General features: G+C 63.8%; 25 protein-coding genes. 10 read left to right on the plus strand and 15 right to left on the minus strand.

The features are described 5' to 3' along the window. Nucleotide 1 precedes the first annotated feature (1 nt). The 3 genes from DT068_RS04115 to DT068_RS04125 form a co-directional block, all read right to left on the minus strand. A complete protein-coding gene (locus DT068_RS04115; protein ID WP_119388512.1) occupies nucleotides 2-829 on the minus strand; it encodes a carbohydrate ABC transporter permease in 828 nt (275 codons plus the stop codon). After that, on the minus strand, nucleotides 829-1,731 hold the full coding sequence (locus DT068_RS04120; RefSeq protein ID WP_119388513.1) for a carbohydrate ABC transporter permease: 903 nt from the start codon (nucleotides 1,729-1,731) through the stop codon (nucleotides 829-831). Before DT068_RS04120 ends, DT068_RS04115 begins: the two co-directional genes overlap by 1 nt. 166 nt (nucleotides 1,732-1,897) lie before the next feature. Further along, complete coding sequence (locus DT068_RS04125; RefSeq protein ID WP_119388514.1) at nucleotides 1,898-3,334, minus strand: substrate-binding domain-containing protein; 1,437 nt, start codon at nucleotides 3,332-3,334, stop codon at nucleotides 1,898-1,900. 339 nt (nucleotides 3,335-3,673) lie between these two features. Between DT068_RS04125 and DT068_RS04130 the strand changes: the two genes are divergently transcribed. Next, complete coding sequence (locus DT068_RS04130) at nucleotides 3,674-4,939, plus strand: ROK family transcriptional regulator (RefSeq protein WP_368904420.1); 1,266 nt, start codon at nucleotides 3,674-3,676, stop codon at nucleotides 4,937-4,939. Between the two features lie 21 nt (nucleotides 4,940-4,960). On the opposite strand, the gene DT068_RS04135 is transcribed toward DT068_RS04130, so the two are convergent. After that, nucleotides 4,961-5,767, minus strand: coding sequence for an SDR family NAD(P)-dependent oxidoreductase (locus tag DT068_RS04135; RefSeq protein WP_119388516.1), 807 nt, complete (start codon nucleotides 5,765-5,767; stop codon nucleotides 4,961-4,963). Between the two features lie 201 nt (nucleotides 5,768-5,968). Here DT068_RS04135 and DT068_RS04140 point away from each other — a divergent pair, with 201 nt between their 5' ends. From DT068_RS04140 to aac(3)-IV, 7 genes are all read left to right on the plus strand, one after another. Next, nucleotides 5,969-6,763 (plus strand): DeoR/GlpR family DNA-binding transcription regulator, encoded by a 795-nt coding sequence (locus tag DT068_RS04140; protein ID WP_438816412.1) that lies wholly within the window; start codon nucleotides 5,969-5,971, stop codon nucleotides 6,761-6,763. Between the two features lie 24 nt (nucleotides 6,764-6,787). Beyond that, entirely contained in the window at nucleotides 6,788-7,588 is an 801-nt protein-coding gene (locus tag DT068_RS04145; RefSeq protein WP_119388518.1) for a BtpA/SgcQ family protein, read from the plus strand. An 11-nt stretch (nucleotides 7,589-7,599) separates the two neighbouring features. Next, nucleotides 7,600-9,111, plus strand: a complete 1,512-nt coding sequence (locus DT068_RS04150) for an FGGY-family carbohydrate kinase (protein ID WP_119388519.1) — start codon at nucleotides 7,600-7,602, stop codon at nucleotides 9,109-9,111. After that, nucleotides 9,108-9,788 (plus strand): HAD family hydrolase, encoded by a 681-nt coding sequence (locus tag DT068_RS04155; RefSeq protein ID WP_119388520.1) that lies wholly within the window; start codon nucleotides 9,108-9,110, stop codon nucleotides 9,786-9,788. Before DT068_RS04150 ends, DT068_RS04155 begins: the two co-directional genes overlap by 4 nt. Nucleotides 9,789-9,790: 2 nt before the next feature. Beyond that, nucleotides 9,791-10,114 carry a N,N-dimethylformamidase alpha subunit family protein gene (locus DT068_RS04160; RefSeq protein ID WP_119388521.1) on the plus strand — a complete coding sequence of 108 codons (324 nt, stop codon included), beginning with the start codon at nucleotides 9,791-9,793 and terminating at the stop codon, nucleotides 10,112-10,114. Between the two features lie 18 nt (nucleotides 10,115-10,132). Beyond that, nucleotides 10,133-12,403 (plus strand): N,N-dimethylformamidase beta subunit family domain-containing protein, encoded by a 2,271-nt coding sequence (locus tag DT068_RS04165; protein WP_119388522.1) that lies wholly within the window; start codon nucleotides 10,133-10,135, stop codon nucleotides 12,401-12,403. 153 nt (nucleotides 12,404-12,556) lie between these two features. Continuing rightward, entirely contained in the window at nucleotides 12,557-13,345 is a 789-nt protein-coding gene (aac(3)-IV, locus tag DT068_RS04170; protein ID WP_119388523.1) for an AAC(3)-IV family aminoglycoside N-acetyltransferase, read from the plus strand. Here the strand turns inward: aac(3)-IV and DT068_RS04175 are convergent. The 4 genes from DT068_RS04175 to hemP all read right to left on the minus strand — a co-directional run bounded on the left by DT068_RS04175 (nucleotide 13,326) and on the right by hemP (nucleotide 16,459). Then, nucleotides 13,326-14,117, minus strand: a complete 792-nt coding sequence (locus DT068_RS04175; RefSeq protein WP_119388524.1) for a heme ABC transporter ATP-binding protein — start codon at nucleotides 14,115-14,117, stop codon at nucleotides 13,326-13,328. The two genes, aac(3)-IV and DT068_RS04175, sit on opposite strands and share 20 nt — an antisense overlap. Nucleotides 14,118-14,281: 164 nt before the next feature. Then, complete coding sequence (locus tag DT068_RS04180) at nucleotides 14,282-15,343, minus strand: FecCD family ABC transporter permease (protein ID WP_119388525.1); 1,062 nt, start codon at nucleotides 15,341-15,343, stop codon at nucleotides 14,282-14,284. A gap of 5 nt (nucleotides 15,344-15,348) precedes the next feature. Then, nucleotides 15,349-16,251 (minus strand): heme/hemin ABC transporter substrate-binding protein, encoded by a 903-nt coding sequence (locus DT068_RS04185; protein WP_368904423.1) that lies wholly within the window; start codon nucleotides 16,249-16,251, stop codon nucleotides 15,349-15,351. Nucleotides 16,252-16,258: 7 nt separating this feature from the next. Continuing rightward, nucleotides 16,259-16,459, minus strand: coding sequence for a hemin uptake protein HemP (gene hemP, locus DT068_RS04190; protein WP_119388526.1), 201 nt, complete (start codon nucleotides 16,457-16,459; stop codon nucleotides 16,259-16,261). A gap of 311 nt (nucleotides 16,460-16,770) precedes the next feature. On the opposite strand from hemP, the gene hmuQ reads away from it, so the two are divergent. Beyond that, nucleotides 16,771-17,115: a heme-degrading protein HmuQ gene (gene hmuQ, locus DT068_RS04195; RefSeq protein WP_368904425.1), complete on the plus strand. Its 345-nt coding sequence runs from the start codon at nucleotides 16,771-16,773 to the stop codon at nucleotides 17,113-17,115. Then, nucleotides 17,112-17,621: a heme utilization cystosolic carrier protein HutX gene (gene hutX, locus DT068_RS04200; RefSeq protein WP_119388528.1), complete on the plus strand. Its 510-nt coding sequence runs from the start codon at nucleotides 17,112-17,114 to the stop codon at nucleotides 17,619-17,621. The genes hmuQ and hutX overlap by 4 nt, the downstream gene beginning before the upstream one ends. Nucleotides 17,622-17,709: 88 nt before the next feature. Here the strand turns inward: hutX and denD are convergent, their stop codons facing one another. From denD to DT068_RS04235, 7 genes are all read right to left on the minus strand, one after another. Continuing rightward, complete coding sequence (gene denD / locus DT068_RS04205; RefSeq protein ID WP_119388529.1) at nucleotides 17,710-18,696, minus strand: D-erythronate dehydrogenase; 987 nt, start codon at nucleotides 18,694-18,696, stop codon at nucleotides 17,710-17,712. 75 nt (nucleotides 18,697-18,771) lie between these two features. Further along, on the minus strand, nucleotides 18,772-19,554 hold the full coding sequence (locus tag DT068_RS04210) for an SDR family NAD(P)-dependent oxidoreductase (protein WP_119388530.1): 783 nt from the start codon (nucleotides 19,552-19,554) through the stop codon (nucleotides 18,772-18,774). A gap of 193 nt (nucleotides 19,555-19,747) precedes the next feature. Next, entirely contained in the window at nucleotides 19,748-20,518 is a 771-nt protein-coding gene (locus DT068_RS04215; protein WP_119388531.1) for an SDR family oxidoreductase, read from the minus strand. Further along, nucleotides 20,515-21,510 (minus strand): ABC transporter permease, encoded by a 996-nt coding sequence (locus DT068_RS04220; protein WP_119388807.1) that lies wholly within the window; start codon nucleotides 21,508-21,510, stop codon nucleotides 20,515-20,517. Before DT068_RS04220 ends, DT068_RS04215 begins: the two co-directional genes overlap by 4 nt. A gap of 200 nt (nucleotides 21,511-21,710) precedes the next feature. Then, entirely contained in the window at nucleotides 21,711-22,754 is a 1,044-nt protein-coding gene (locus DT068_RS04225; protein WP_119388532.1) for a sugar ABC transporter substrate-binding protein, read from the minus strand. Between the two features lie 183 nt (nucleotides 22,755-22,937). Next, nucleotides 22,938-23,720, minus strand: coding sequence for an ATP-binding cassette domain-containing protein (locus DT068_RS04230; protein ID WP_119388533.1), 783 nt, complete (start codon nucleotides 23,718-23,720; stop codon nucleotides 22,938-22,940). Then, entirely contained in the window at nucleotides 23,717-24,889 is a 1,173-nt protein-coding gene (locus DT068_RS04235; RefSeq protein ID WP_119388534.1) for an ROK family transcriptional regulator, read from the minus strand. The genes DT068_RS04230 and DT068_RS04235 overlap by 4 nt, the downstream gene beginning before the upstream one ends. Nucleotides 24,890-25,116: the final 227 nt, after the last annotated feature.

The raw sequence follows: 25,116 nt of genomic DNA on the forward strand, positions 1-25,116 counted from the left end.
GTCAGCCCTTTACTGAACCAAAAGTGAGCCCGCGCACGACATAGCGGTCGAGCGCCAGGAAGATGAGCATGGGAGGGATCATGGCGGCGACCGCGGCCGCGGCGATGAAGCCCCAGGTGACGCCGGCGGTGCCGAAATAGCGCAGCGTGCCGACCGGCAGTGTCGCCGTCTCGCGGTTGCTGAGCACCAGCGGGAAGGCGGCATTGTTCCACGAGAAGACGAAGGCGAACATCGAGGTGACGATGACGCCGGGCAAAATGAGCGGCAGCACGATGCGCCCGATGATGGTGGCGGTCGAGGCGCCGTCGACGCGCGCCGCCTCTTCGATCTCGACCGGCACTTCGTCGATGAAGCTGCGCAACAGCCAGATCGAGAAGGGAATGGTCAGCGTCTGCAGGATGAGGATCATCGAAAAATAGCTGCCCTTGAGCCCGACAGCGCTGGCGAGGATCGAATAGGGGATGAGGAAGGCGACCGGCGGCGCCATCAGGAGGCCCAGATACCACATCATCAGATGCTTGCGGCCCTTGATGCGGAAGCGCGACAGCGCATAGGCGGCGGGCAGCGAGAAGGGCAGGTTGAGCATTACCGCGCCCGCCGCCACGATGAGGCTGTTCAAGAGCTGCGGCAGGTTGTTGCCGGGATCGCCAAAGGCGTAATTGACCGAATCCCAGATGGGCGTGAAGGCGGTGACCGGCGGCATGGTGAAGAAAGTGTCGGCCGGGCGGATGGCCAGCAGCACGAACCAGAAGATCGGCCCGATGAAGACCACGAGCATCAGCAGCATGAGGGCATAGACGGCGGCTTTCGCCGGCACGGACCTCGTCATCAGTCGAACTCCTTGAAGGCGAAGAAGACGAGGAGCGCGATGATGGCGTTGACGACGATGACCATGAGCCAGGTCATGGCGCTGGCCAGGCCGATATTGAAGTCGACCAGGCCATATTGATAGAGGCTGTAGCCGAGCGTGCGCGTCGAGGCGCCGGGGCCGCCCTTGGTCAGCACCAGCACGAGGTCGAAGGTGTTGAACAGCTGCATGAAGCGCAGCATGATCACGATCATCGCCGTCTTCTTGATGAGCGGGATCTTGATCCTCATCAGCATCGCCCAGGGCGAGGCCTTGTCGATGCGCGCCGCCTCGATGATGTCGGGCGGTATCGAGAGCAGTCCGGCATAGAGGACGATGGCGAAGAACGGCGTCCATTGCCAGATATCGGCGAACAGCACGGCCCACAGCGCGGTGGTGCTCGAGCCGAGAATGCCTTGCGGCGGCAGCGGGATGCCGAGAGAGGTCAGAAGCCACGGGATGAGGCCGCCACCCGGGTCATACATGTAGCGGAACAGGAAGCCGACCACGATGGGCGCGATGGTCGTCGGCATGATGAGGAGGGCCCGCGTCATATTCATGCCCGGCACCTTGTGGACCAGCAGCAGCGCTATTGCGAGTCCGAGCGTGAATTCGATCGCCGTTCCGACGACGGTGATGAGCAGCGTGTTGAGAAGCGCGCCGAAGAAGAACCCGCCCGACAGCGCCATCTCGTAATTGCCCCAGCCGATGAAGCCCATGGGCGTCGGGCTCATCTGCAGGTTCCAGAAATAGAAGCTGTTCTTGAGGGCGAAGAGCAGCGGAAAGGCGATCAGCGCCACGAGCAGGATGATCGACGGGCTGATCAGCAGCCAGGGAATGAAGGCTGGCAGGCGCCGCGGTCTATGGGCCAAGGTGCTGTTCATCTACTGCCCTTTTCGTCATCCCGGCGAAAGCCGGGATCCCCTGAATTCGCTCCAGGCGAACAACGCTGCCCGCTTTCACCTGTTCAATGGATATCGGCTTTCGCCGGGATGACGGATTGGTGGAGGACGCGCGAGCCGGGAGGTGTGGCCCGCGCGCCCGTTCTCTCTACGCCAGCGAGGCCATCAAGGCCTTGGTGGCATCGAGCGTGTCGTCATAGGACGCCTGCTGATAGGGGATCAGGAAGTTGCCCTTGAGGATCGTCTGGAAGAACACCGAGGTTTCCTTCAGGCATTGTTCCGGCGTCAATTCTCCCGACAGCACCTTGTTGAGATTGAGGCCATAGATGCCTTCGAGCGTGGTGTAGACCGGGCAGGGCGGCCGCACGATCTTGCCATTGCCCTCCTCGAGATCGGCCAGCTGGCCCGGCAGATGCGGGTAGATCTTGATGAGATCGGGGTCCTTGTAGAGGGACGGTCTCGCGAAGTCGGAGAACTGGTAGCCGAACTTGTTGAAGAGGGCCATTTCCTTCTGCGTCTTGGCGGACGTCGCCCATTTGATGAATTGCCAGGCGGCATCGCGATTTTGGGTGTTGCCGGCGATGCCGAGGCTGTGGCCGCCGATGCTGACGACCTGCTTCTTGCCGGGCGCCGTCGGCAGCCGGGCAATGCCGATCTTGTCGGCGATGACGGAATCCTTGCCCGTCATATAGCCGTCCTTCTTGCACAGATAGGCGTAAGGCGTCCACCAGTAGAAGATGCCGATATCGCCCTTGGCGAAGCGCATGCCGGCATCGAACCAGTTATAGCCGACCGCCTCCGGTGGCGAATTCTTGTAGAGCGCCTGGAAGGTCTTGAGCGCTTCCAGCGTTTCGGGTGAATCGATGGTCGGCTCGAAATCCCATTTCCCGGTCGGGAATTGCTTGAACCAGTGCGTGCCCATGCTGGCGGCAAGCTGCGTGAACATATGCACGACCGGCGCCGGCTGCTGGCCCGAAACGACGGTGCCGGCCATCTTGGCGCCGGAGAAGTCCTTGCCGTTCAGTTTCTCGACGATCGCCAGATAGTCGGCCCAGCTCCAGCTTCCGTCGGTCGGGATCTTGACGCCGGCCTGCTCGACATAATCCTTGTAGTAGAGGACGGTCTGGCCATAGGTGGCCACGGGGAGCGTGCCGACCTGGCCGCGCCAGGTATTCATCGAATAGAGCGCCTGCGGCACATAATCGGCGATGTCGGTGTCCTTGTCCGCCTTGATGAACTCGTTGAGCGGCAGGATCCATTTGCTTTCGAGATACTGGCCGAGCCACATCTGGTCGACCGAGATGACATCGGCATCCGGCTGGTTGCTGATGAAGGACGAGGTGAGGCGCGCCTGCAGCGCCTCGAGCGAGATCGCCTCGATCTGCAATTTGATGCCGGTGGCCTGCTGGAACTGATCGGCAAGGCCTTCGATGGCGTAGTAGAAGGGATCGCCGGCAAGCAGGACGCGCAGCGTCTTGTCCTGCGCCGAAGCCCGCCTGGGCTTCAAGCCGAGGGCGCTGGTGCCGGCAAGGGCGGCGCCACTTTTCAAGACGGTGCGGCGGGAAATCTTAGGCGTCGTCATCATGGTCGTTCCTCCTCCTGTTGTGACGTCAAACGGATGTCTGGGTCATTTCTTTTGATGGGTCGGCTGGTGAGGACCGGCATCCGCCATTGCCTGGGGCAACAGCAGAATGAGCCCGTCGAAAGAGCTGGAGACCCATCGCCTGGGAAACCGGATCTTTTTAACTTGCCACCTTCTTATGTTTGTTTGATGCTTGCACATACTTACGGTATCGTCAAGGCGGCGCGCGAGCCGGAGGGGTGCAGCGCCATGGGATTCGCCGACAAGGCTTCCCGGTGCTAGGCCTCGCGCAGAGCATGTAGGATTCGCCCGGCCATGCCGGGTCGAAAAGGATCGAGAGCGATGGCGTCCGACGGAAGATCGTCGTCCGAAAAAGAAAAAGCCGGTCTGACGGCGATGAGCGAATTGTTCGATGAGGCGCGTCCCCGCCGAAGCCAGGGCCTGATCTCGTCCTCCGCCATCGGCCTCGCCAATCGCGGCCGCGTGCTGCAGGCGCTGTTCGATCTCGGCCCCACCAGCCGTGCCGAGCTCGCCCGCCATGTCGGCGTGAACCGCGCCACCATCACCGGCATCATCCAGCCCCTGATCGATCAGGGCCTGCTCGTCGATGGCGATCCCCTGCCGTCGAAGGGAAGCGGCGGCAAGCCGGCCAAGCCCATGTGGTTCGCCAGAGATGCGGCGCCGATCTGCGCCGTGCTCCTGATGCATGACAGTGTCCATTGCTGCCTGGTTTCGCTGAGCGGCACGATCACGGCGGAAGTCAAGGCGGACTTCCCGCCGGAAGCCGGCGAGGTCGAGATCCTGGCGCGCACGATCTTCGCCTCGATCAGCCAGACCCTGGCACTCGCCCACCGCCCGCCGCTCGGCATCGGCGTGGCGGCCGGCGGCATGATCGATACCGACAGGGGCGCGATCGTCGCCGTGAACCTGGCGCCGCTGCTGGCCCATTTCCCGTTGGGCGAGGAGCTGACGCGCCGTTTCGGTTTGACCACGCGCGTCGACCATCATCCGCGCGCGCTGCTGGTCGGCGACCGCTGGTTCGGCATCGGCCGCGGCAAGCGCAACTTCGCCGTCATCTATACGGGTGAGGTGCTGGGCGGCGCCCTGTTCCTCGATGGTCATCTCTATCGCGGGCGCGCCGGCGCCGGCGGCGAGCTTGGCCATACTTTCGTGGCCGTTGACGGCTCGATCTGCCGCTGCGGCCGCCGGGGCTGCTGGGAGACCATCGCCACGCTGGGCTGGCTGCGCCGCGAGGCCCGGCTCGCCGGCCTCGCTGCCGCGGAAATGATGGATTCGCAGCGTCTCGTTGCGCTGGCCGAGAGCGGTGCCGCGGGCGCCGCGGAACTGCTTGACCGCTATGCCCGCAATGTCGCGATAGGCATTGCTAATCTGCAACAGACCATGGCGCCGAACTTCATCGTCCTGCATGGCGATGTCGTCGGGGGCGGGTCTCGCTTGCTCGATGCCATAACTCAGCATGTTCGCGATCTCGTGCCTTGGCGCCCGGGTGGCGATATCGAACTCGTCATGGGAGATCTCGAGGACCGGGCGGCATTGCGCGGCGCCGCCGGCCTCGTTCTCTCGGAGTTGCTCCATTTCACCTTGTGAGAGTCCGCCGCCCTCACAAGATCAGCCCATGTAAACGCCGCCGGTCACATTGATCCCCTGCCCGGTCATGAAGCGGGCGGCATCGGAACAGAGAAACACGGCGAGACCTGCCACATCTTCCGGCTTTTCGAGCCGGCCGAGCGGCGTCTGGTTCACATAGTCCCTGATCACTTGTTCGGGCGTCAGGCCGCGCAATCTGGCTTCCCACGCCACTTCGCGTTCCTGCATCGAGGTCTTGACGAAACCGGGGCAGACCGCATTGACGCGGATGCCTTGCGCCGCGACCTCGCGCGCCAGCGCCTGCGTCCATCCGAGGACCGCGAACTTGCTGGCGGAATAATGCGCCAGCAAGGGCGCGCCGACCTTGCCGGCGAGAGACGCTGTGTTGACGATCACGCCCTTCTTCTTGGTCCTCTCGAAATAGCGGACCGCCGCCTGGTTGGTCAGGAAGATGCCTTTGATATTGACGGCGAAGTTGAAATCCCATTCCTCGTCGGTGAGGTCGACGGCGCGGTTCATGGTCGACACGCCGGCATTGGCGATCAGTATTTCATAGCCGCCGAGCGCCTGCTCGATCTCGGCGAAGGTTTTCTCGACCGATGCGCGCTGGCTGACATCGATGCCGAAGGCGGCATTCCCTGATCCGAGATCCGCGGCCGCTTTCCGGGCGGCAGCCTGGTCGAGATCGGCAATGACGATGCGCACCCCATGGGCCGCGAGTGCCGTGGCAATGGCCTTGCCGATGCCCGTGGCGCCGCCGGTGACGATGGCCGTCTGGCCTTTCAGGTCGGCCCCTAGCGTCGGAACTTTTTGTGAAGCGTCCGCCATGATTCCCGTTCAGTAATGTTTGAAACCACACATATCGTAACAAATATGAAGTGTAAAACACTTTGTTGTGTTCGATTTTGTTTGAACCACCCTGGAGCTGTGCTATCCCTTGATCGAAACCCATAAGGATTCGTTCATATGGCGACGCCCTCAGATCCGCCTGTTTCCCTGACCGAACCGCGCAGCGAAGTTGTCCGGCGGATGCCGGGAGAGCTGCGCCAGGCCCACATCGTCGAGCAATTGCGCAAATCGGGCTTCGTCTCGGTGGCCGAGGTCGCCGCGGCGCTCGCCGTTTCTGAAATGACGATCCGCCGGGACCTCATCGATCTCGAGGCCGAGGGCCGCCTGATCCGCACCCATGGCGGCGCCATCGCCCCCGAAGGGACGACGATGCCGGCTTTCGACCGTGAGGAGCCGGCTTTCGAGCAGCGCCTGCGCCAGAACAATTTCGCCAAGGAATCGATCGCATCGGAAGCGCTGAGTCTCATCAGCCCGCGCCAGACGGTGGCGCTCGACGTCGGCTCGAGCACATTCGTGCTCGCCGCGCGCCTCGCCAGCTTTCCCTCGATCAAGGTCTTCACCAATTCGCTGCGCATCGCCACCTTGCTGGGCCGCGAAAGGCGTGATGTCTATCTGCCGGGTGGCGAGGTGCGCGGCGACGAGATGTCGATGTGCGGGCCTACCGCCGTCGCCCAGTTCGAGCAGCTGTGGTTCGACATCGCGTTCCTCGGCGCATCCGGCCTCACCAAGGCCGGCTTTTTCGATTATTCGCTCGAAGACAGCGAGCTGAAGCGCGTCTATTTGCGCCGCTCCAGCCGCAAGGTTCTCCTGTGCAACGCCGCCAAGTTCAATCATCTGTCGCTGGTCCAGGTGGCCGGCCTCGAGACGATCGACATGCTGATCACCGACCAGGCGCCGGTCGGCGATCTGGCTGTCGCATTGGCTGAGGCCAATGTCGAGATCCGCATTGCCCGTCCCGCTTCCATTTCTTCGTGATCGATCCTCCAGGAGACTGTCCAGATGCCGTTTGAGTTCTTTGGGCCCAAGAAGAAGCCCGTCATTGCCATGGCCCATATCGGGGCTCTGCCGGGCGCGCCGCTCTACGACGCGAAAGCGGGCGTGGCCAGGCTGATCGAAGACGTGCTGAAGGATGTCGAGAAGCTGCAGGCCGGCGGTGTCGATGCCATCATGTTCGGCAATGAGAATGATCGTCCCTATGTCTTCTCGGCCCCTCTCGAAGGCATTGCGGCGATGACGGCGGTGGTCCAGGCGGTGAAGCCGGCGCTCAAGGTGCCGTTCGGCGTCAATTACCTGTGGGATCCGAAAGCCAGCGTTGCGATCGCGGCGGCGACCGGCGCCAAATTCGTGCGCGAGATATTCACCGGCGTCTTCGCCTCCGACATGGGTATCTGGGAGCCCGATTGCGCCGGCGCGGCGCGGCTTCGGACCAATCTCGGCTGTGCCGGCGTGAAGCTGCTCTTCAACATCAATGCCGAATTTGCCCATTCGCTCGACCAGCGTCCGATCGAATTGCGCGCCAAGAGCGCCGTCTTCTCCTCGCTCGCCGATGCGATCCTGGTTTCGGGCCCGCTCACCGGTGAGCCCGCGGCGCAGTCCGACCTGCGCAAGGTCAAGGATGCGGTGAAGTCGGTGCCGGTCTTCGCCAATACCGGCGTCAATCTCGACAATGTCGCCGATGTTCTCTCCGTCGCCGACGGCATCGTCATCGGCACGCATTTCAAGGTCGACGGCAATACCTGGAACGCCGTCGATGCCGCCCGCGTCAAGCGGTTCATGGACAAGGTCGGGACCTTGCGCTGACGAGCCCGCTCATGAGCTATGTCATCGGTTTCGATATCGGCACGACATCGACGATCGGCATTCTGATCGGCCTGCCTGACCGCATCCTTCACATCGCCACGCGCCCGGTGACGCTGACCGCCAAACATCCGGGCTGGGCCGAGGAGGATCCCGGGCAATGGTGGTCGAATGTCGGCGAGATCGCGCGCGAGCTCTTGGCGGTCGGCGGCATCAAGGCATCCGACGTGAAGGCGGTGGGCGTCACCGGCATGCTGCCGGCTGTGCTGCTGCTCGATGCCGACGGCAAGCTTCTGCGGCCCAGCATCCAGCAGAGCGATGCGCGCTGCGCCGCCGAGGTCGAGGACTTGCGTCGCAAGGTGGATGAGACGGAATTCACGCGCAAGACCGGCAACGGCGTCAACCAGCAGCTCGTCATCGCCAAGCTGCTGTGGATCAGGAAGCATGAGCCGGAAATTTTCGCGAAAATAGCGACCGTCTTCGGCTCCTATGACTATATCAACTGGCGGCTCACCGGCGAACGCGCGGTCGAGCAGAACTGGGCGCTGGAAGGCGGCTTCGTCAATCTCGAGACCCATGCGATCGATGATGAGCTGGTGAAGCTTTCGGACCTTCCCCGCAAGGCGCTGCCGCGCAAGACCGTCTCGCATGAGCTCCTGGGCCACATCACCGAAATCGCGGCCGGGGATACGGGTCTCGCCCAGGGGACGCCGGTCATTGCCGGGGCCGCCGATCATATAGCCTCGGCACTTGCCGCCGGCATCGCGCGCCAGGGCGAAGTGCTGCTCAAATTCGGCGGCTCTGTCGATGTGCTGATCGCCACCGATCGGGTGGCGCCCGATCCCCGCATGTATCTCGACTATCATCTGGTGCCCGGCCTCTATGTGCCCAATGGCTGCATGGCGACCGGAGGCTCCGGTCTCAACTGGTTTGCTGCGAGCTTCGCCGAGGGCGAGCGCGGCAAGGCGGAAGCGGCCGGCATGAGCGTGCATCAATGGCTCGACAGGCTGGCGGCCGGCATCCCGGCGGGTGCCGAAGGCGTGCAGATCCTTCCCTATTTCCTGGGCGAGAAGACACCGGTCCATGATGCCGATGTCAGGGGGGCCATCCTCGGTTTGAGTCTTGCCCATGGCCCCGCCCATCTGTGGCGCGCTCTGCTTGAAGCCTATGCCTATGGCATCGCCCATCATATCGAGGTGCTCAACGACATGGGCCATGCGACGGAGACCTATGTCGCTTCCGATGGCGGATCGAAGAGCGCGGTATGGATGCAGATCGTCGCCGATGTGCTGCAGAAACCGGTGCAGCGCCTCGCGGGCCATCCGGGCTCGTGCCTCGGCGCCGCCTGGACGGCGGCGATGGGCCTGGGGCTGGCCCATGACTGGTCGGCCATCTCGCGCTTCGTCAGCTTCGCCGATCGTCTCGAGCCCAACCCGGCTCACGCAGCCGTCTATGCCAAGGGCTATGCGTCCTTCCGGCGGCTCTATCAGCCGATCGCCGCACTTGAAATCAGGGAAACATCATGACCATTCGCGCCATTGCCTGGGATGTCGATGGCACGCTGGTCGACAGCGAGCCTCTGCATCATGACGCTCTCTTCGCCGCCTGCGGCAAATGGGGCGTAGACATCTCCGACATCTCCGATGATGAGTTTCGCGGCGTCCATATGGGCGATGTGTGGCGGGCGCTCGCCCCGCGCATGCCGGCATCGGCGCGCGAGGCTGACTGGGTGCAGGCCAATGACGACTACTATGTGAAGCATCGCAATCTCCTGGTGCCGATGCCACGCGCGGTCGAGACGGTCAGGCAGCTCGCCCAGGCCGGCATTGCCCAGATCTGCGTCTCCAATGCCAGCCGCCTGATTCTCGATGCCAATATCGATGCGCTGGGCCTGCAGGATGTGATCGAATTCTCGATCAGTATCGATGACGTCGGCCATGGCAAACCGCATCCCGAACCCTATGCCACGGGCTGCACGCGCTTTGGCCTCAAGCCGCATGAGGTCGCCGCCATCGAGGACAGTGCCACCGGCAGGCGCTCGGCCCGGGCCGCCGGCCTCCTGGTGATCGCTTACGATCATCTGAACGAAGGGGTGACCGATGCGGATCACGCGATCCGCGACCTGGCCTTGCTGCCGGGCTTGATCAGGGCGCACCCAGCTGCAAGCATAGGTGTGGAACTCGAGGGAACAGGCGGAGCCTGACGATGGTCTACAAGATCGATGCCGAGCGTGACCGGCAATATATCGAGGAATTCCGGGCGCAGCCCATTGGCGCTCACAGCCCGGGCCTGCAGCGCCTGCTCAACATCATGCGCAACGACACGACGGGCTATCAGATCGTGCTGATCTGCCGCAAGCCTTTCGCCGAATGGGTCCTCGGCACCATGCCGCCCAACCGGCTCGATGGCCCGATCGTCGTCGAGGACGAGCCGGTATTCACCAGCCGCGAGGAGGCGGAGTGGGAAGTCTTCCGCCGCCGCTGGCGCCGCTATACCGGCGAGGACATCAACTTGCCGTATCGCGATTGACGGGGAAACGGGAACGCCATGCTTAAGATCGTCGGATATCCGGACCGCTATAGTGTAGCACCTGGCGAGAAGATCGCTTTCAAGATATCGCTCGAAGAGGGCAGCCATTTCGACGCGCGGTTGGTCCGGGTCGTCCATGGCGATTGCAATCCGGAGGGGCCGGGGCTGAAATTCCGGCATGTGAAGACATCGGCCGATGGCCGCCACAAGGGCCGGCCGCAACGCGTCGATGCCGGCTCCTATATGGTGGTCGAGGACTTCCCGGCGCTGACATCGGGGCCTTTCACCTTCTGCGCGATGATCTGGCCGACATTGCCGACGCGTTCGGATCAGACTTTGCTGGCGCAATGGGATGGCGCGGCGCAAAGCGGTTTCCGCATCGCGATGACCGATGGCGGAGAGCTTTCGGTCACGCTCGCCGATGGATCCGGCGGGACGGCGGAGCTCAAGAGCGGCAGGCCGATGCTCGAGCGGCAATGGTATGCGGTCGCCGTCTCGATCGATCCCGCGACCGGCATGGTGACGCTCGACCAGCGCCCGCTCCAGCCCTATGCGCAGATTGCCGACCGCGCCCATGCGAGCGCCAGGCTTGCGGTCCTGCCGAAGGCCGTGACGGCGCCGCTCTTCATGGCGGGCTGCCCCGAGAAGGACGGCACGGTTGGCCGTCACTTCGACGGCAAGATCGACGATCCGCTGCTCTTGAGAGGCGCGCATGCGGCCGACCGGCACGATCTCTATCTGCGCCCCGTCATCGATCCCGCACTCCTTCCCGACATCATCGCAAGATGGGACTTCTCGCAGGGCATCCGCACCACGCGCACCATCGATATCGGCCCGTCGCAATATCCCGGCCGCATCGTGCATCTGCCGGCGCGCGGCATGAAGGGCTGGAACTGGACCGGCGAGGAAATGAGCTGGATGCGAAAGCCTGAGCACTATGGCGCCATCCATTTCCACAGCGACGATGTCTATGACGCCGGCTGGGAGACATCGGTGGAGCTCACCATACCCGTCGATCTCAAGAGCGGGCCTTACGCGCTGCATGTGAAATGCGGCGAGAATGACCGCGAGGCGACGCGCGAGGAATATATCGCCTTCTTCGTGCGCCCGCCGCGCCGCCACAAGGATCGCCGGGAGCGGCCCAAGGTGCTGGTGCTCGCCTCGACCGCTTCCTATATCGCCTATGCCAATCATGGCGAGCACATCACGGCGAGGGGCGCCGAGCGCCAGATGGGGCGCCTCCTGACATTCGGTCATACCGATCTCTATATGTATGACCATCCCGAGCTCGGCGGCTCGCTCTATGACCGCCACGCCGATGGGTCCGGCGTATGTTACTCCTCCAGGCTCAGGCCCAATCTCAATTTCTCGCCGCAATATCATTCCTGGCTCGGCGGCCATGGCTCGGCGCTCTATCAGTACAATGCCGATACGCATCTCTATGACTGGCTCGATCACAAGGGCGTCGATTACGATCTCATCACCGATGAGGACCTTCACACCGACGGCTATGAGCTTCTGCGCGACTATCGCGTGGTGGTGACCGGCACCCATCCCGAATATCATTCGACGCCGATGTGGGATGCGATGAAGGCGTGGATCGATCGCGGCGGCCGCCTCATGTATATGGGCGGCAATGGCTGGTACTGGCGCATCGCCTATCATGACGAATTGCCGGGTGTCATCGAGGTCAGGCGTGCCGAGGATGGCATCCGCACCTGGGAGGCGGAGCCGGGCGAATATCATCACTCCTTCACCGGTGAGTATGGCGGCTTGTGGCGGCGCGTCGGCCGGGCCCCCAATGTCATCTGCGGCGTCGGCTTCATCGCCCAGGGCTTCGACATCTCCTCCTATTATCGACGTGGCCCCGATGCCGACAATCCGCGCGCCAGCTTCATCTTCAAGGATGTGCCGGATGAGATCATCGGCGATTTCGGCCTGATCGGCGGCGGCGCGTCGGGCATCGAGCTCGACTGCATCACCACCAATCTCGGCTCCCCGCCCAATATGCTGAGACTCGCGTCATCGGAGAACCACAATTCGATGATGATGCTGGTGAATGAGGAATTCACCGTCGTGCCGCCCAATCTGGGCGGCGATCAGAATGAAAGGGTCAGGGCCGATCTTTCCTTCGGGGAGACGCCCTCGGGCGGCGCCCTCTTCGCGACATCCTCGATCGCCTGGTGCGGATCGCTCTCCCACAACAACTATGACAACAATGTCTCGAAGATCTGCTGGAACGTGCTGCAACGCTTCGCCGATCCCGAGCCGTTCAAGGGCGCCTTCTAGAGCATCGGATTATCCGAAAACCGCATGGCGCGTGATCAGGAAAAGTGTGCGCGGTTTTCCGTCCGATCACGCGCCAAATTTTTGGACTGGATGGCCGCCTCTCGGGGCGGCCATGGACTTTTCGGTCCGATGCTCTAGCGCCGAGCGCCGCTCATGATCGGGCGCGTCGAGCTGGTTCGGCAGCTGCGGTCTCTCGGCGTCGCGGAAGGCGACATTCTGCTGGTTCACACCTCCTTCCGCACCGTAGGTCCCGTCGAAGGCGGGCCGCTCGGCCTGATCTCTGCTTTGCGTGGAGCGCTGGGACCGGCCGGCACATTGGTCATGCCCTCCTGGTCGGGCGAGGACGATGAGCCTTTCGATCCGTTGAATTCACCCTCGGCATCCGATCTCGGCGTCACCGCGCAGATGTTCTGGCGCCAGCCGGGCGTGTTGCGCAGCGATCATTTTCACGCCTTTGCCGCAGCGGGGCCTGCGGCCGAGGCGATCCTTGCCGATCCCTTGCCCTTGCCGCCGCATGGGCCTCTGAGCCCGGTCGGGCGCGTGCATGAGCGCGACGGAAAGATACTGCTTCTGGGCGTCGGCCATGACGGCAATACCACCTTGCATCTGGCCGAGCTGATGGCCGATGTTCCCTACCGGACGCCGGGCTATTGCACCGTGCTGCACGACGGCAGGAAGCAGCGCATCGACTATGGCGAGAACAATCACTGCTGCCGGCGCTTCGCCCTCGCCGATGGTTGGTTGCGCGATGCCGGCCTGCAGGACGAGGGGCCGGTCGGTCAGGCGCCGTCGCGGCTGATGCGGGCGCACGACCTCGTGCGTCTGGCGCTGGCGCAGCTGGCGCGCGACCGCTTGCTGTTCCTGCATGGGCCGGAAGACCATTGCCACGAATGCGACGAGGCGCGCGCGAGCATATCGGAGATCAGCCGCCCGGCCGATTGATCTGCGCGAAGGGCCGCCCCGATTCGCGCGCGATCTCGACCGGCATGTCGACGCCATAGACATCGAGGATCGCGGCGCGATCGAGGATGGTGGATGGCGGGCCTTCGCGGAGGATGCGCCCCTCCGCCATCATGACGAGGCGGTCGGCATAGAGGGCGGCGAGATTGATGTCATGTAGGATCATGAGCGCGCCGCCGCCTTGCGCCACATGCCGGCTCACCGCTTCCAGCGTCTGCAGCTGGTGGTGGATGTCGAGATTGGAGACCGGCTCGTCGAGCAGCAGGAAGGCCGACCCATCGGGCCTGCCGGCCCAGGCCTGGCACAGCACGCGGGCGAGATGCACGCGCTGCTGCTCGCCGCCCGACAGCTCTTGGTGCAGGCGGCCTTCGAAGCCCGAAAGACCGACGGCGTTGAGCGCGCGCGGCAGCAGCCTTGCCGCTTCCGCCCGACCGATGCCGCCCTGCGCCGCGGCGAGACCGAGGCGCACCACTTCGAGCACCGTGAAGGGGAAGCTGAGCCCGGTCGATTGCGACAGCACAGCGCGGTCGCGCGCCAGGTCGCCGATTGCGATCTCGCCCAGGGGCTTGCCGTCGAAGCGGACCTCGCCCTTGTCCGGCGCGAGATCTCCCGTCAGGACCTTGAGCAAGGTGGATTTGCCGGCGCCATTGGGCCCGAGGATCACGACGAGCTCGCCGCGCCTCAGCTCTATGCTCACATCATCGAGCACGAGGCGCGGGCCGAGCCGCAGCGAGATATTGTCGGCAGCGATCATTTGACCGCCGCTCCCTCTCTGTCATCCCGGCGAAAGCCGGGATCCATTGAATAAGTGAAAGCCGGGCAGTCTTGTTCGTTCGGATGGAATTCAGGGGCTCCCGGCTTTCGCCGGGATGACGGAAAATGGATGGGCGGGAGATTTCGCATGACGTCTTTTGAGCCCTAGAGATCGACCAGGTTGCGGTTGCGCAGGAGGATCCACAGAAAGAACGGCGCGCCCAGCATCGCGGTGACGATGCCGATCGGCAGTTCCGCCGGCGCCACGATGGTGCGGCTCACCATATCGGCGCCGGTGAGCAGCACCGCGCCGAGGAAGATCGAGGCCGGCAGGAGATAGCGGTGATCCGGCCCGATGGCGAGGCGCAGGAGATGCGGCACGACGATGCCGATGAAGCCGATCGAGCCTGAGACCGCCACCGCGGTGCCGGTGAGGAGCGCCACGGAAATGATGGCGATGCGCTTCAGGACCTGCACGGGAATGCCGAGATGGCGCGCTTCCGCTTCGCCGAGCGCCAAAGCATTGAAGCCCGAGGCGACGCTTCCGCCGACAAGAAGGGCGAAAAGGATGAAAGGGGTGGTCGCGAATATCTTCGGCCAGCTGGCGCCGCCGAGGCTGCCCAGGCTCCAGAAGGTGAGCTCGCGCAGCTGCTGGTCGTTGCTCTTGAAGATGAGGACGCCGCTTGCCGCCATCATCATGGCGGCGATAGCGATGCCGCCGAGCAGCATGGTGGCGACCGAAGTGCGTCCGCGCCGCGTGGCGATGAGATAGAGGGTGATCGTGGCGAGGAGGCCACCGACAAAGGCGCCGATCGGCAGCACATAGATGAGGGCGGCGGCGCCGAGCAGCGCTTCGCCGAGAACGATGGCCGCGATGGCGGCAAAGGTCGCTCCCGCCGAGACGCCGATGATCCCCGGATCAGCAAGCGGGTTGCGGAACAGGCCCTGCATCATGGCGCCGGCGAAAGCGAGCGCGCCGCCCACCAGTATCGCAAGGATGGTGCGCGGCAGCCTGACGCTCCACACGATGGCCTGGTCGCGCAGATCGGCATTTTCAGGCGCGAAGATCGCATCGAGCACCGTCGCTATGCTGAGCGGCACCGGTCCGGTCATGATCGAGACGAGCGCGGTCGCGGCCAGGAGGACGGCGAGCAGGATGAGCGCCAGTTTCGCCCTGGCGCTGCGGTCGCCCGCAAGGCGTGCCGGCGGGGCCGCATCGGATTCCATCGCCGTCACAAGGAGAGACCGGGATGCAGTGCCTTGGCGAGTTCGCGCGCCGCCGCCGGCGTGCGTGGCCCGAAGCCCAGGAGATAGGAGCCGTCCATCTGGATGAGCTTCTTCGTCCGGGCGGCCGGGGTTCGCGAGAACGGTTCCTGGGCGAAGAGCGCATCGGCGCCGATATCACCATCGCGCCGCATCATGACGATGGCTTCCGGCGCCGCGGCGATGATGGCTTCGGCACTGGCCTGCTTGTAGCCCTCGAAGCCTTCGACCGCATTGGTGCCGCCCGCCAGCGTGATGATTTCATGGGCGGAGGATTTGGCGCCGCCGGCGATGATGCGCCCGCCGGTGAGGCTCAGCACGAACAGAGCGCGTGGCCGGCCGGCGCCGGTGAGGGCCGTTTCGAGCGCCGTGAGCTCGGCCTGGACCGTCCTATTGAGCGCATCGCCCTTCGCTTTGACATCGAGGATGTCGGCGATGAGGGCGACCTTGCCGGCAATGGCCTCGGCGCCTGGCCGATAGTCGACAAGCGCCAGCGGAATTCCACTTTTCTTGAGAGCGGCGATCACTTCCGGCGGCCCAGAGCCCGCGCTGGCAATGATGAGATCGGGCGAGGCCGAAAGCACGCCCTCGGTGGAGAGCGCCCGCATATAGCCGACCTTCGGCAGCTGGAAGGCCTCTCTCGGGAACATGCTGGTCGTGTCGGCGGCGACGACGCGCCGGCCTTCGCCGAGCGCGAAGATGATCTCGGTGACATCGCCGCCGATCGACAATATGCGATCGAGCTTGCCGAGCGCCACGTCATCGCCGGCCACGTCCTTGACGGTGCGGGCAAGAAGCGAAGCGGGAGTGGCCGCCGCGAGGATGGCCACGGCGCCGGCCGTCAGCAGGCGACGGCGGGAGATGATCTGCATGGCAGCGCTATTTGTTGAGCAGGAGCCCGCCGGAGCGGGTGATCCGGAGGCGGTACATTTCGCCCTGATGCTCGATACGGATCTCGGTCTTGTCGCGGAACAGGTCGCGCGAGGAATAAGTAGCTTCTCCGCCGCTCGCGGTCTCGCCTTCATAGGGAGCCGGAGTCTTCTGCGGGGCGAGTTCGTTGTTCGGGGCTTGATTTATCATTTGGCACCACTCCGCATGGAATTTGCGGAACGTGGCGATCAGCTAGTTCCGAGGTCGTTTTCAGAATAGTTGACTAATTAAGTCGGATATTGCTAATCGTCAAGCATCATGTGGGGTTAGGCGCTTCTCTGGAGGATGGAAAAGCGCTAAGCCCTGTCCTGCGCCAGCACGCGAGCAAGCCCGTCCCCTTTTCCTTGAGACGGCGAGCCAGCCAGCCAGAGCGAAAGTTGAGAGGGAAAAGCGTGCCGGATCGTGAAGATCAGGGCGCCTTTCCGGGTTGGTGAACGGAAAAGTCTTAAGGAAACATGCCCATGACATTCATTGCCATGAACCGCTTCAAGGTGCCCAAGGACGCAGGCGCCGAATTCGAGCAAGTCTGGCTCAAGCGCGACAGCTATCTTGACGAGATGCCGGGTTTCGTCGAGTTCCACCTGCTGCGCGGGCCCGAGCAGGAAGATCACATCCTCTATTCATCGCACACCGTGTGGCGCAGCAAGGCCGACTTCGAGGCCTGGACCAAATCGGAGGGCTTCCGCAAGGCGCATGCCCGCGCCGGCGACAGCACCGGCAAGAAGCTGTTTCTCGGCCATCCGCAATTCGAAGGCTTCGAGGCGGTGCAGACCTTGACGGCGACGCCGCGCGGAGAAGCGGCATGAATGTCGCCGTCAAGGAGAAGGCGCCTTCGGTCAGGGAGGCGCTTGCCCTGAAGCCGGACGGCGTACTCGAAATGATCGCCGCGCAATGCGGCGTTCCGCTCGCCCGCGTCTTCGAGGAATTGCCGCAAGGCGCGGCCGTGAAAGTCGAGGGCGCCCGGTTTGCGGAACTGTGGCAGGAGCTCACGCAGTGGGGCGATGTGCTGTTCATCGTGCATACGCGCGACATCGTGCTCGAATGCAAGGGACCACTGCCTCAGGGTTCGAGCGCGCAAGGCTATTTCAACATCCATGGCGACAGTCCGATCGGCGGCCATATCAAGGCCGATCGCTGTGCGGCGATCTATTTCATCGACCGCCTTTTCCACGGAAGGCGTTCCTGCTCGCTGCAATTCATGAATGGCGAAGGCGAGGCGATGTTCAAGGTTTTCGTGCGCCGCGACGACAAGCGTGAGCTCATTGCCGGCCAGCTGGCGCAGTTCGAGGCGCTCAGGGCGAAGATGGCCTGAAAAAAATTACCCCGGCCTCGGCCGGGGTAATGTTCTCCATCCTGATATTTCCCAATCCTGCAATCCGGTCCACGATTGCAAGTGAAATTCAGGCGACCTTGCCGCCGAGCTCCTCCTCGATATGGATGCGGATGATCTCATCGAAGCTCTGCTCCGCCTTGAAGCCGAGCGCCGTGGCGCGTCTCGCGTCGAAATTCTGCGGCCAGCCGGAAACGATGCGGATGATGGTTGGATCGGGCTCGCGCCTGATGCGGCGCACCGCCTTTTCGCCCGCCACCCGGCGCAGCGCCTCGATCTGCTCGGCCACCGTGGCCGAGAGGCCGGGCAAGGTGAGATTGCGCCGCGCCCCCAGCACCGAGAGATCCATCGTCATCGCATGGACGAGGAAGCCGACGGCCGCCCGCGGTGACGCATGCCAGTGGCGCACCGTGTCCTCGACCGGCAGCACCGCTTCCTGGCCCGCCAATGGCTCGCGCAGGATGTTGGAGAAGAAGCCCGAGGCCGCCTTGTTGGGCTTTCCCGGCCTGATGCAGATGGTCGGCAGGCGGATGCCGATGCCGTCGAAGAAGCCGCGACGCGAATAGTCCGACAGCAGCAGCTCGCCGATCGCCTTCTGCGTGCCATAGGAGGTGAGCGGCGTGGTGAAGAACTCATCGCCGATCTTGTCGGGGAAGGGCGCGCCGAAGACGGCGATCGATGAGGTGAAGACGAGGCGCGGCACATAGGGCGATTTGAGGCCTTCCTGGCGCACCGCCTCGAACAGAGCGCGCGTCGCGTCGAGATTGATGCGGTAGCCGCGGTCGAAATCGGCCTCGGCTTCCCCCGACACGATGGCGGCGAGATGCACGATCATGTCGGGCCGGCCGGCAATGAGCGCCTGGGCCACGCCGGCTTCGGCGAGATCGGCGGCGCGGGTCATGACCTTGCCGGCGAAGCCCTTAGGTCTCTCCGGCTCGAAGACATCGACGAGGCTCAGCTGTTCGATGGTTTTATTGCCGATGCGGCCGTCCTGAACCAGCCGGTTGGTAAGCTTGCGGCCGACCATTCCGGCGGCGCCAATAATAAGAATATGCATGTGGTGGTCTCTTGGGGTGGGAGAGGAAAGTCCGGGAACGCAATCTAGAACATCGGACCCGAAACTGCGAAGCGATTAATAAGTCGCGGTGAAGCCGCCATCGACGACGAGCACGGTGCCGGTGACATAGAGGCTGTCGTCGCTGGCGAGGAAGAGGATGGGCCCGGCGATGTCTTCCGGCTTGCCGGCACGCCGCAAGGGCATGCGGCCATATTTGAAGTAGATGTCCTGGAACCAGTCGGTCTTGTGCTCATGCGGCGTGTCCAGCTTCTGCTCGGCCATGCGCGTATCGATATAGCCGGGCGCCACCGCATTGGCCCGGATGCCGAAAGGCCCGAAATCCACCGCCATGCAGCGGGTGAGGTTGATGACCCCGCCCTTGGCCGTCGCATAGGCCATGGCATGGGGCTGGCCCCTGATGCCCTGCACCGAGGCGATATTGACGATGCTGCCGGACGGGCTCTGCTTGAGATGAGGCAGTGCTGCCTTGCTGACATTGAGCACGCTGTCGAGATTGACGGCGAGCACATGGCGCCAGCGCTCGCTATCCAGCTCCTCGACCGGCGTGTCGTCCGAGATTGCGGCATTGTTGACGACGATGTCGATGCGGCCCCAGTCGCGCGCCGCCTTCGCCACCATCGCCTCGATGCTGGCAATTTTGGCGACATCGCAGGGGGTTGCGGCGACGATGAAGCCTTCGCGGGTGAGCGATGCGGCGGCTTCGGACAACACCGTCTCGTCGATGTCGGAGAGAAGGACCCTGGCCCCTTCCTGCACCAGCCGGCGGGCCGCCGTGAAGCCGATGCCGCGGGCCGCTCCGGTAACGAGCGCAACGCGCTCGCTCAAACGTTTGGGCATTCAGTGCCTCCATTCCATTTCTTGTCCCTCCCCCTCGCGGGGAGGGTCCGCCCGACCTTGCTCCGCCGAAGCGAAGCCTCGGCTTCGCGAAGGCGAGAGGGCGGGGGTGGGGGTCGGGTGGTCTTTCCTGCACCACCCCCATCCGGCTCGCTTCGCTCGCCACCTTCCCCGCAAGGGGGGAAGGATGAGTGTGTCACTCCGGCCTGATACGGAAGTCCTTGCCCTCCGGCAAGGTCTGCCCGCCATCGACGATGATCGTCGTGCCGGTGATATAGGCGGCCTCGTCGCTGGCGAGGAACAGTACGGCATTGGCGATATCGGCGGGCGTGCCGAGGCGGCCGAGCGGGATGGTCTCCTCCATGCTGGTGATGAAGGCCTGCGAGCGTTGCTCGACAATGGCCTCGGTGAGGATATTGCCGGGCTCGACGCCATTGACGGTGATGCCGTAGCCGGCAAATTCGAGGGCCGCCGCCTTGATGAAGCCGTTGATGCCGGCCTTGCTCGCCGAATAATGGCCATGGCCAGGGCTGGTCACGCGCGGGCCCGTGATCGATGAGGTGAAGACCATCCGTCCATATTTTTTCTCGCGCATGACGGCAAGGGCGGCGCGCGCCGCGAGGAAGGTGCCCTTGAGATTGACCGCCATCACGCTGTCCCACTCCTCAGACGTGATGTTCTCGATCAGCGTCCACGGATAGATGCCGGCATTCTGCACCAATATGTCGAGCCCGCCGAGACGGTCGACGGTGAGCGCCACCGCCTGGTCGACATCCGGCTTGTGCGCGATATTCGTCTCGACGAAGAGTGCGCCGAGACGCTCCGCCGTTGCCGCACCCGCCACCGGCTCGCTGTCGGCGAGGACGACCTTGGCGCCCTCGGCGATGAAACGCTCGACCACGCCGGCGCCGATGCCGCGCGCAGCACCTATGACCAGCGCATTGCGGCCCCCGAGGCGCCCGCTCATGCGAGCTTCTGCCGGATCTGCAGCTTCACCGTATCGAGGAGGACGGCGGCCAGCACCATGCCGCCCAGGATCATCTGCGTGTAATGCACCGGCAGCGCCATGACATTCATCGCCGTCTGGATGGAGGAGAGCAGCAGCACGCCGGCATAGACGCCGGGCAACTGGCCGATGCCGCCCTTGAGGCTGACGCCGCCGATCACCACCGCGGCGAAGGCGCGGAACAGCATGCCGATGCCGAGATTGGCGGTGGCGCCCGAGGTGCGGATGGCGAGCAGCCAGCCGGCGAGGCCGGCAATGGCGCCGGCGAGGATGAAGGCAATGAGGACCAGACGGTCGACCTTGATGCCGGCCCGGAAGGCGGCGACCGGATTGCCGCCGATCATGGTGACATGCCGGCCGAAGGGCGTCCTGGCCATGATGAAGGTGAAGATGGCGAAGCAGAGTACCGCGATCCAGGCGATGAGCGGAATGCCGGCGAGTGTCTGGATGCCGATGAAGCGCAAGGCCGGCGCCAGGTCCTGCGCCGAGCGGCCGCCCGAGATCGCATCGACCATGCCGCGCACATAGATATAGGAGGCAAGTGTCACGATGAAGGCATTCATCCTGAGGCGCACCACCAGCCAGCCATTGATGCCGCCGATGACCGAGCCGGCCAGCAGCGCGATGATGAGCGAGACGGGGAGCACCAGCCATTCCGGCGTCAGCGTGATGCCCATGCCGATGCCGCGCGCGCAGAACAATATGCCGGTGATCATCGCGGTAAGGCCGGCGACGGATTCGACCGACAGGTCCATATGGCCGGCAATGACGACGATGGCGAGGCCGATGGCCATGACGCCGACAAAGGTCGACTGCTCGATGATGTTCACGAAGATCCCGGTCTGGAAGAAATTGGGGATCGTCGCCGAGAAGATCACCAGCACGATGGCCAGGATGAACCAGACGAGATTGTCGAGCACGAATTCGACAAGCGCCCGCTGCCGGGGTGAGATCATCATTTAGCTCCGAGAAACGGTCCCCTCAGGAATTCCCCCTCTCCCGTCCGGAGGATGGGAGAGGGTGCCCGAAGGGCGGGTGAGGGCTCTTTGCAGACTGCGTTGCGTCGCGAAAGAGCCCTCATCCGGCCTGTCGGCCACCTTCTCCCATGCTGCGCACGGGAGAAGGGGAGTTGTTGTTGCGGACTCGCTTACGTCTATTCGACCGGCTTCACCGGATCGGTCGGGGCCTTCATATTGCCCCAGAAGCGCGGCTCATCGATATTGTCCTTGGTGATCGCCGCACCCGGGATCTTGAGATTGGGACCCCAGCTCTCGATGGTGAGCGTCGAATCGAGGCCAAGCACGCTATACGTGCCCGGCTTCATTTCCTGCTTGTTCACCACCTTGTCGGCGAACATCGCGATCGCCGCGGCCTGCGCATAGAGCGGCTGCTCGACCTCGACATTCTCCCAGCCCTTGCGGATGAGATCGAGGCCGACCGGCGCGCCATTGGACGAGACGAGCATGACATCGCCCGGCTTCTTGCCTTTGGCCTCGAGCGAAGCGACGGCCGCGACGGCCAGATGCGCGGCATGGACGAATATAAGGTCGATGTCGGGATTGGCGACGAGCTGGTCGGCGACGATCGTGCCGGCATTCGACGCTTCCCACTGCATCGCGGGCAGCGAGATGATCTCGACGCCCGAGAATTCCTTCATCTTCTCCTCGAAGCCCTTCTGGATGTCGAGCGTATAGGGATCGGCCGGGTCACCCAGAACCTGCAGGATCTTGCCTTTCACATCGCCCTTCTTCTCTTTCAGGAGGCGCTGGATCTCGCCCGCCGCGACATAGCCGATCTCGACCGTGCCGGCGACCGAGGTGAAGTCTGACGGCGAGGAGGTGATCTGGCGGTCGAAGATCATCACCGGGATGCCGGCGGCGCGCGCTTTCTCCATCGAGGGGACGAGCGCGTTGAAGTCGACGGCGGCGAGGATGATCGCCTTGGGCTTGAGGTTGATGACGTCGTTCATCTGGCTCTGCTGGATGTCGGTCTTGTTGTCGGCATTGAGGGTCACGGCCTCATAGCCGACATCCGCGAGGAATTTCTCGATGGCCTTGACCGATTCGGTCTGGAACTCGTCCAGGAGCGTCGGGACCATGTAGTAGATCTTGCCCTTCGATTCCGCGAAGGCAGGTGACGTGAACGCGATGGCAGCGATCGCCAATGCGCCCAATAAGGCACTCAACAGTCGTTTCATGGGACTTCCTCCTTGGTTTTCTTACTCACATTCTGGGTTGATGCGGCAGCGGCATCTGACAACATCAACCGTCACCCCGGCGAAAGCCGGGGCCCAATAAATTCATTTCCGCGCGATCAGCGCTGCCCGCGCGGCGCTTACCCAATGGGTCCCGGCTTTCGCCGGGATGACGGAATGGTGCGTTCATGCTTGCGCCCTGGCCTCACCGGCGCGGCCGATCGTGGCCTCTCCGGTGATCATGCGGATGACTTCATCGGGTGTCGTCTGGTCGCGCGCCACATCGCCCGCCACCTTGCCCTGGCGGATGACCACCATGCGGTCGGCGACCTGGAAGGCCTGCGCCATGATATGGGTGATGATGACGACGCCGATGCCCTGCCGGGCGACACGCTTGATCATGTCGAGGCCGCGCCGCGTCTGCTCGACGCCGAGTGCCGCGAAAGGCTCGTCGAGCAGCACCAGCTTGCCGCCCCAATGGACGAAGCGGTTGAGCTCGATCGCCTGGCGCTGGCCGCCGGAAAGATGCTCGACATTGGTCCTGAGCGAGGGAATGCGCGTGCCGGCATTGGCGAGCGCCTTCTCGACCGCCGCGTACATGGCGCCCTCCTGCAGCACCGGCACGCCGAAATAGCGCTTCACGATCTCGCGGCCCATGAAGAAATTGGCGACGACATCGACATTGGTGCACAGCGACAGGTCCTGATAGACCGTCTCGATGCCGGCAGCCTTGGCCTCGGCGGGGGAATTGAATTTCTTCTCCTCGCCGTCGAACAGCATGCGCCCCGACGTCGCCTCGAGCCCGCCCGAGATGATCTTGACCAGTGTCGATTTGCCGGCGCCATTGTCGCCGAGCAGCGCCACCACTTCGCCGCGCGCGATATCGAAGCTCACGCCACGCAGCGCTTCGATGGCGCCGAAATTGCGGGTGATGTTCTCGAGCCTGAGGAGGGGGGCTTGCTCGGTCACGCGGCTTTCTCCGCTTTGGATTTCTGCATCAGAGGATCGTTGTCGTCATCGCCCGAGGTGCCGATGCGCGGCGCCAGGACATTGGAAAAAGCGAGCGCCGCGGCGCCGCGCAGCAGCGCCGCCTTGCCGGTGATCGACAGAGTGAAGCGCGGCACCTTGCGGTCGCGCCGCTCGGAGACGGAGGGCAGCAGCGGCTCGGCGGCGCGGGCGAGCTTCTTCATGACGCCTTCCGGCGCCAGGCCGCCGAAGATGATGGTTTCGGGATCGAAGAGATTCTCGATGGCGAGGATCGCTGTGCGCAGCAAGGGTGCCGCCTCCTTGATCCAGCCATCCTCGCCGACGATTTTCGAGCGCCGGTCGAAGGCTTCGACGGAGAGATAGCGCTCGAGGCAGCCGCGATTGCCGCAGGAGGGACAATATTCGCCATCCGGGATGAAGGGCACATGGCCGATCTCGCCGGCATTGCCGCGCGCCCCGCGCAGGACTTGTCCGCCATGCACGAGGCGGCCGCCGGTGCCGACGCCGAGATAGAGATAGTAGAATTCCTGCAGGTTGCGCCCGGCGCCGTAGAGGCGCTCGCTGAGCGCGGCGGAGGCGACGTCGCCGCCGACGAAGGCGGGCAGCCCTGTTGCGGCGGCGAGACGCTCGGCGATCGGCACGTCCTTCCAGCCTTGCAGCGTCGTGGGGCCGACGAAGCTCATGGCCTCGACATCGAAAGGCCCGGGCATCGCCATGCCGAGGCCGAGCATGCGGCCCGCGGGGCGCAAGCGGCGCAGGCCGGCGGCAATCCGCGCGATCTCGGCGAAAGCGCGGTCGGGATCGGGATTGACGATCTCGCGGCCTTCCTGGCCGATGATGTCGCCGGCGAGATTTATGAGCGCCACATCGACGCCGATCGGCGACACATTGGCGCCGATGGCGAAGCCGCCTTCCGGATTGAGGGTGAGGGCGGTGGCCGGATAGCCGCGGCCCTTGGGCTCTTCGCGGGCACCCTTGATGAAGTCCTGGAGCTCGAGCTCGCGGATGATGGTGGAGACGGTCTGCACCGTGAGGCCGACGCGCCGCGCGATCTCGCCGCGCGCGATCGGGCCATGCAGGCGTATCGTTTCGAGCACGATCCTGCGATTGTAAGGCCGTCCCGATTCCTGGTTGGTGCCGCGTAGGCTCATGGACTGGCGTCTCCCCGAGCCAACGCTATCACTGGGTAAAAGAATAAGTCAAATGGTTTTCAAAAAAACTATCGGATACAGGGAATTACAGGGAATTACAGGGAAAATTCGCAAAAAGAATCCGACCCCAGCAGGATCAAGGGGTTAGCCCTGTGAGCAGGGAATTTCGGTTCCTCCGGCGGTTGCTTCTCAAATTGCTTCATGCGGCTCCTGACACAACGCATATT

Source organism: Taklimakanibacter lacteus (assembly GCA_003576695.1).
Classification (GTDB): Bacteria; Pseudomonadota; Alphaproteobacteria; order Rhizobiales; family Aestuariivirgaceae; genus Taklimakanibacter; species Taklimakanibacter lacteus.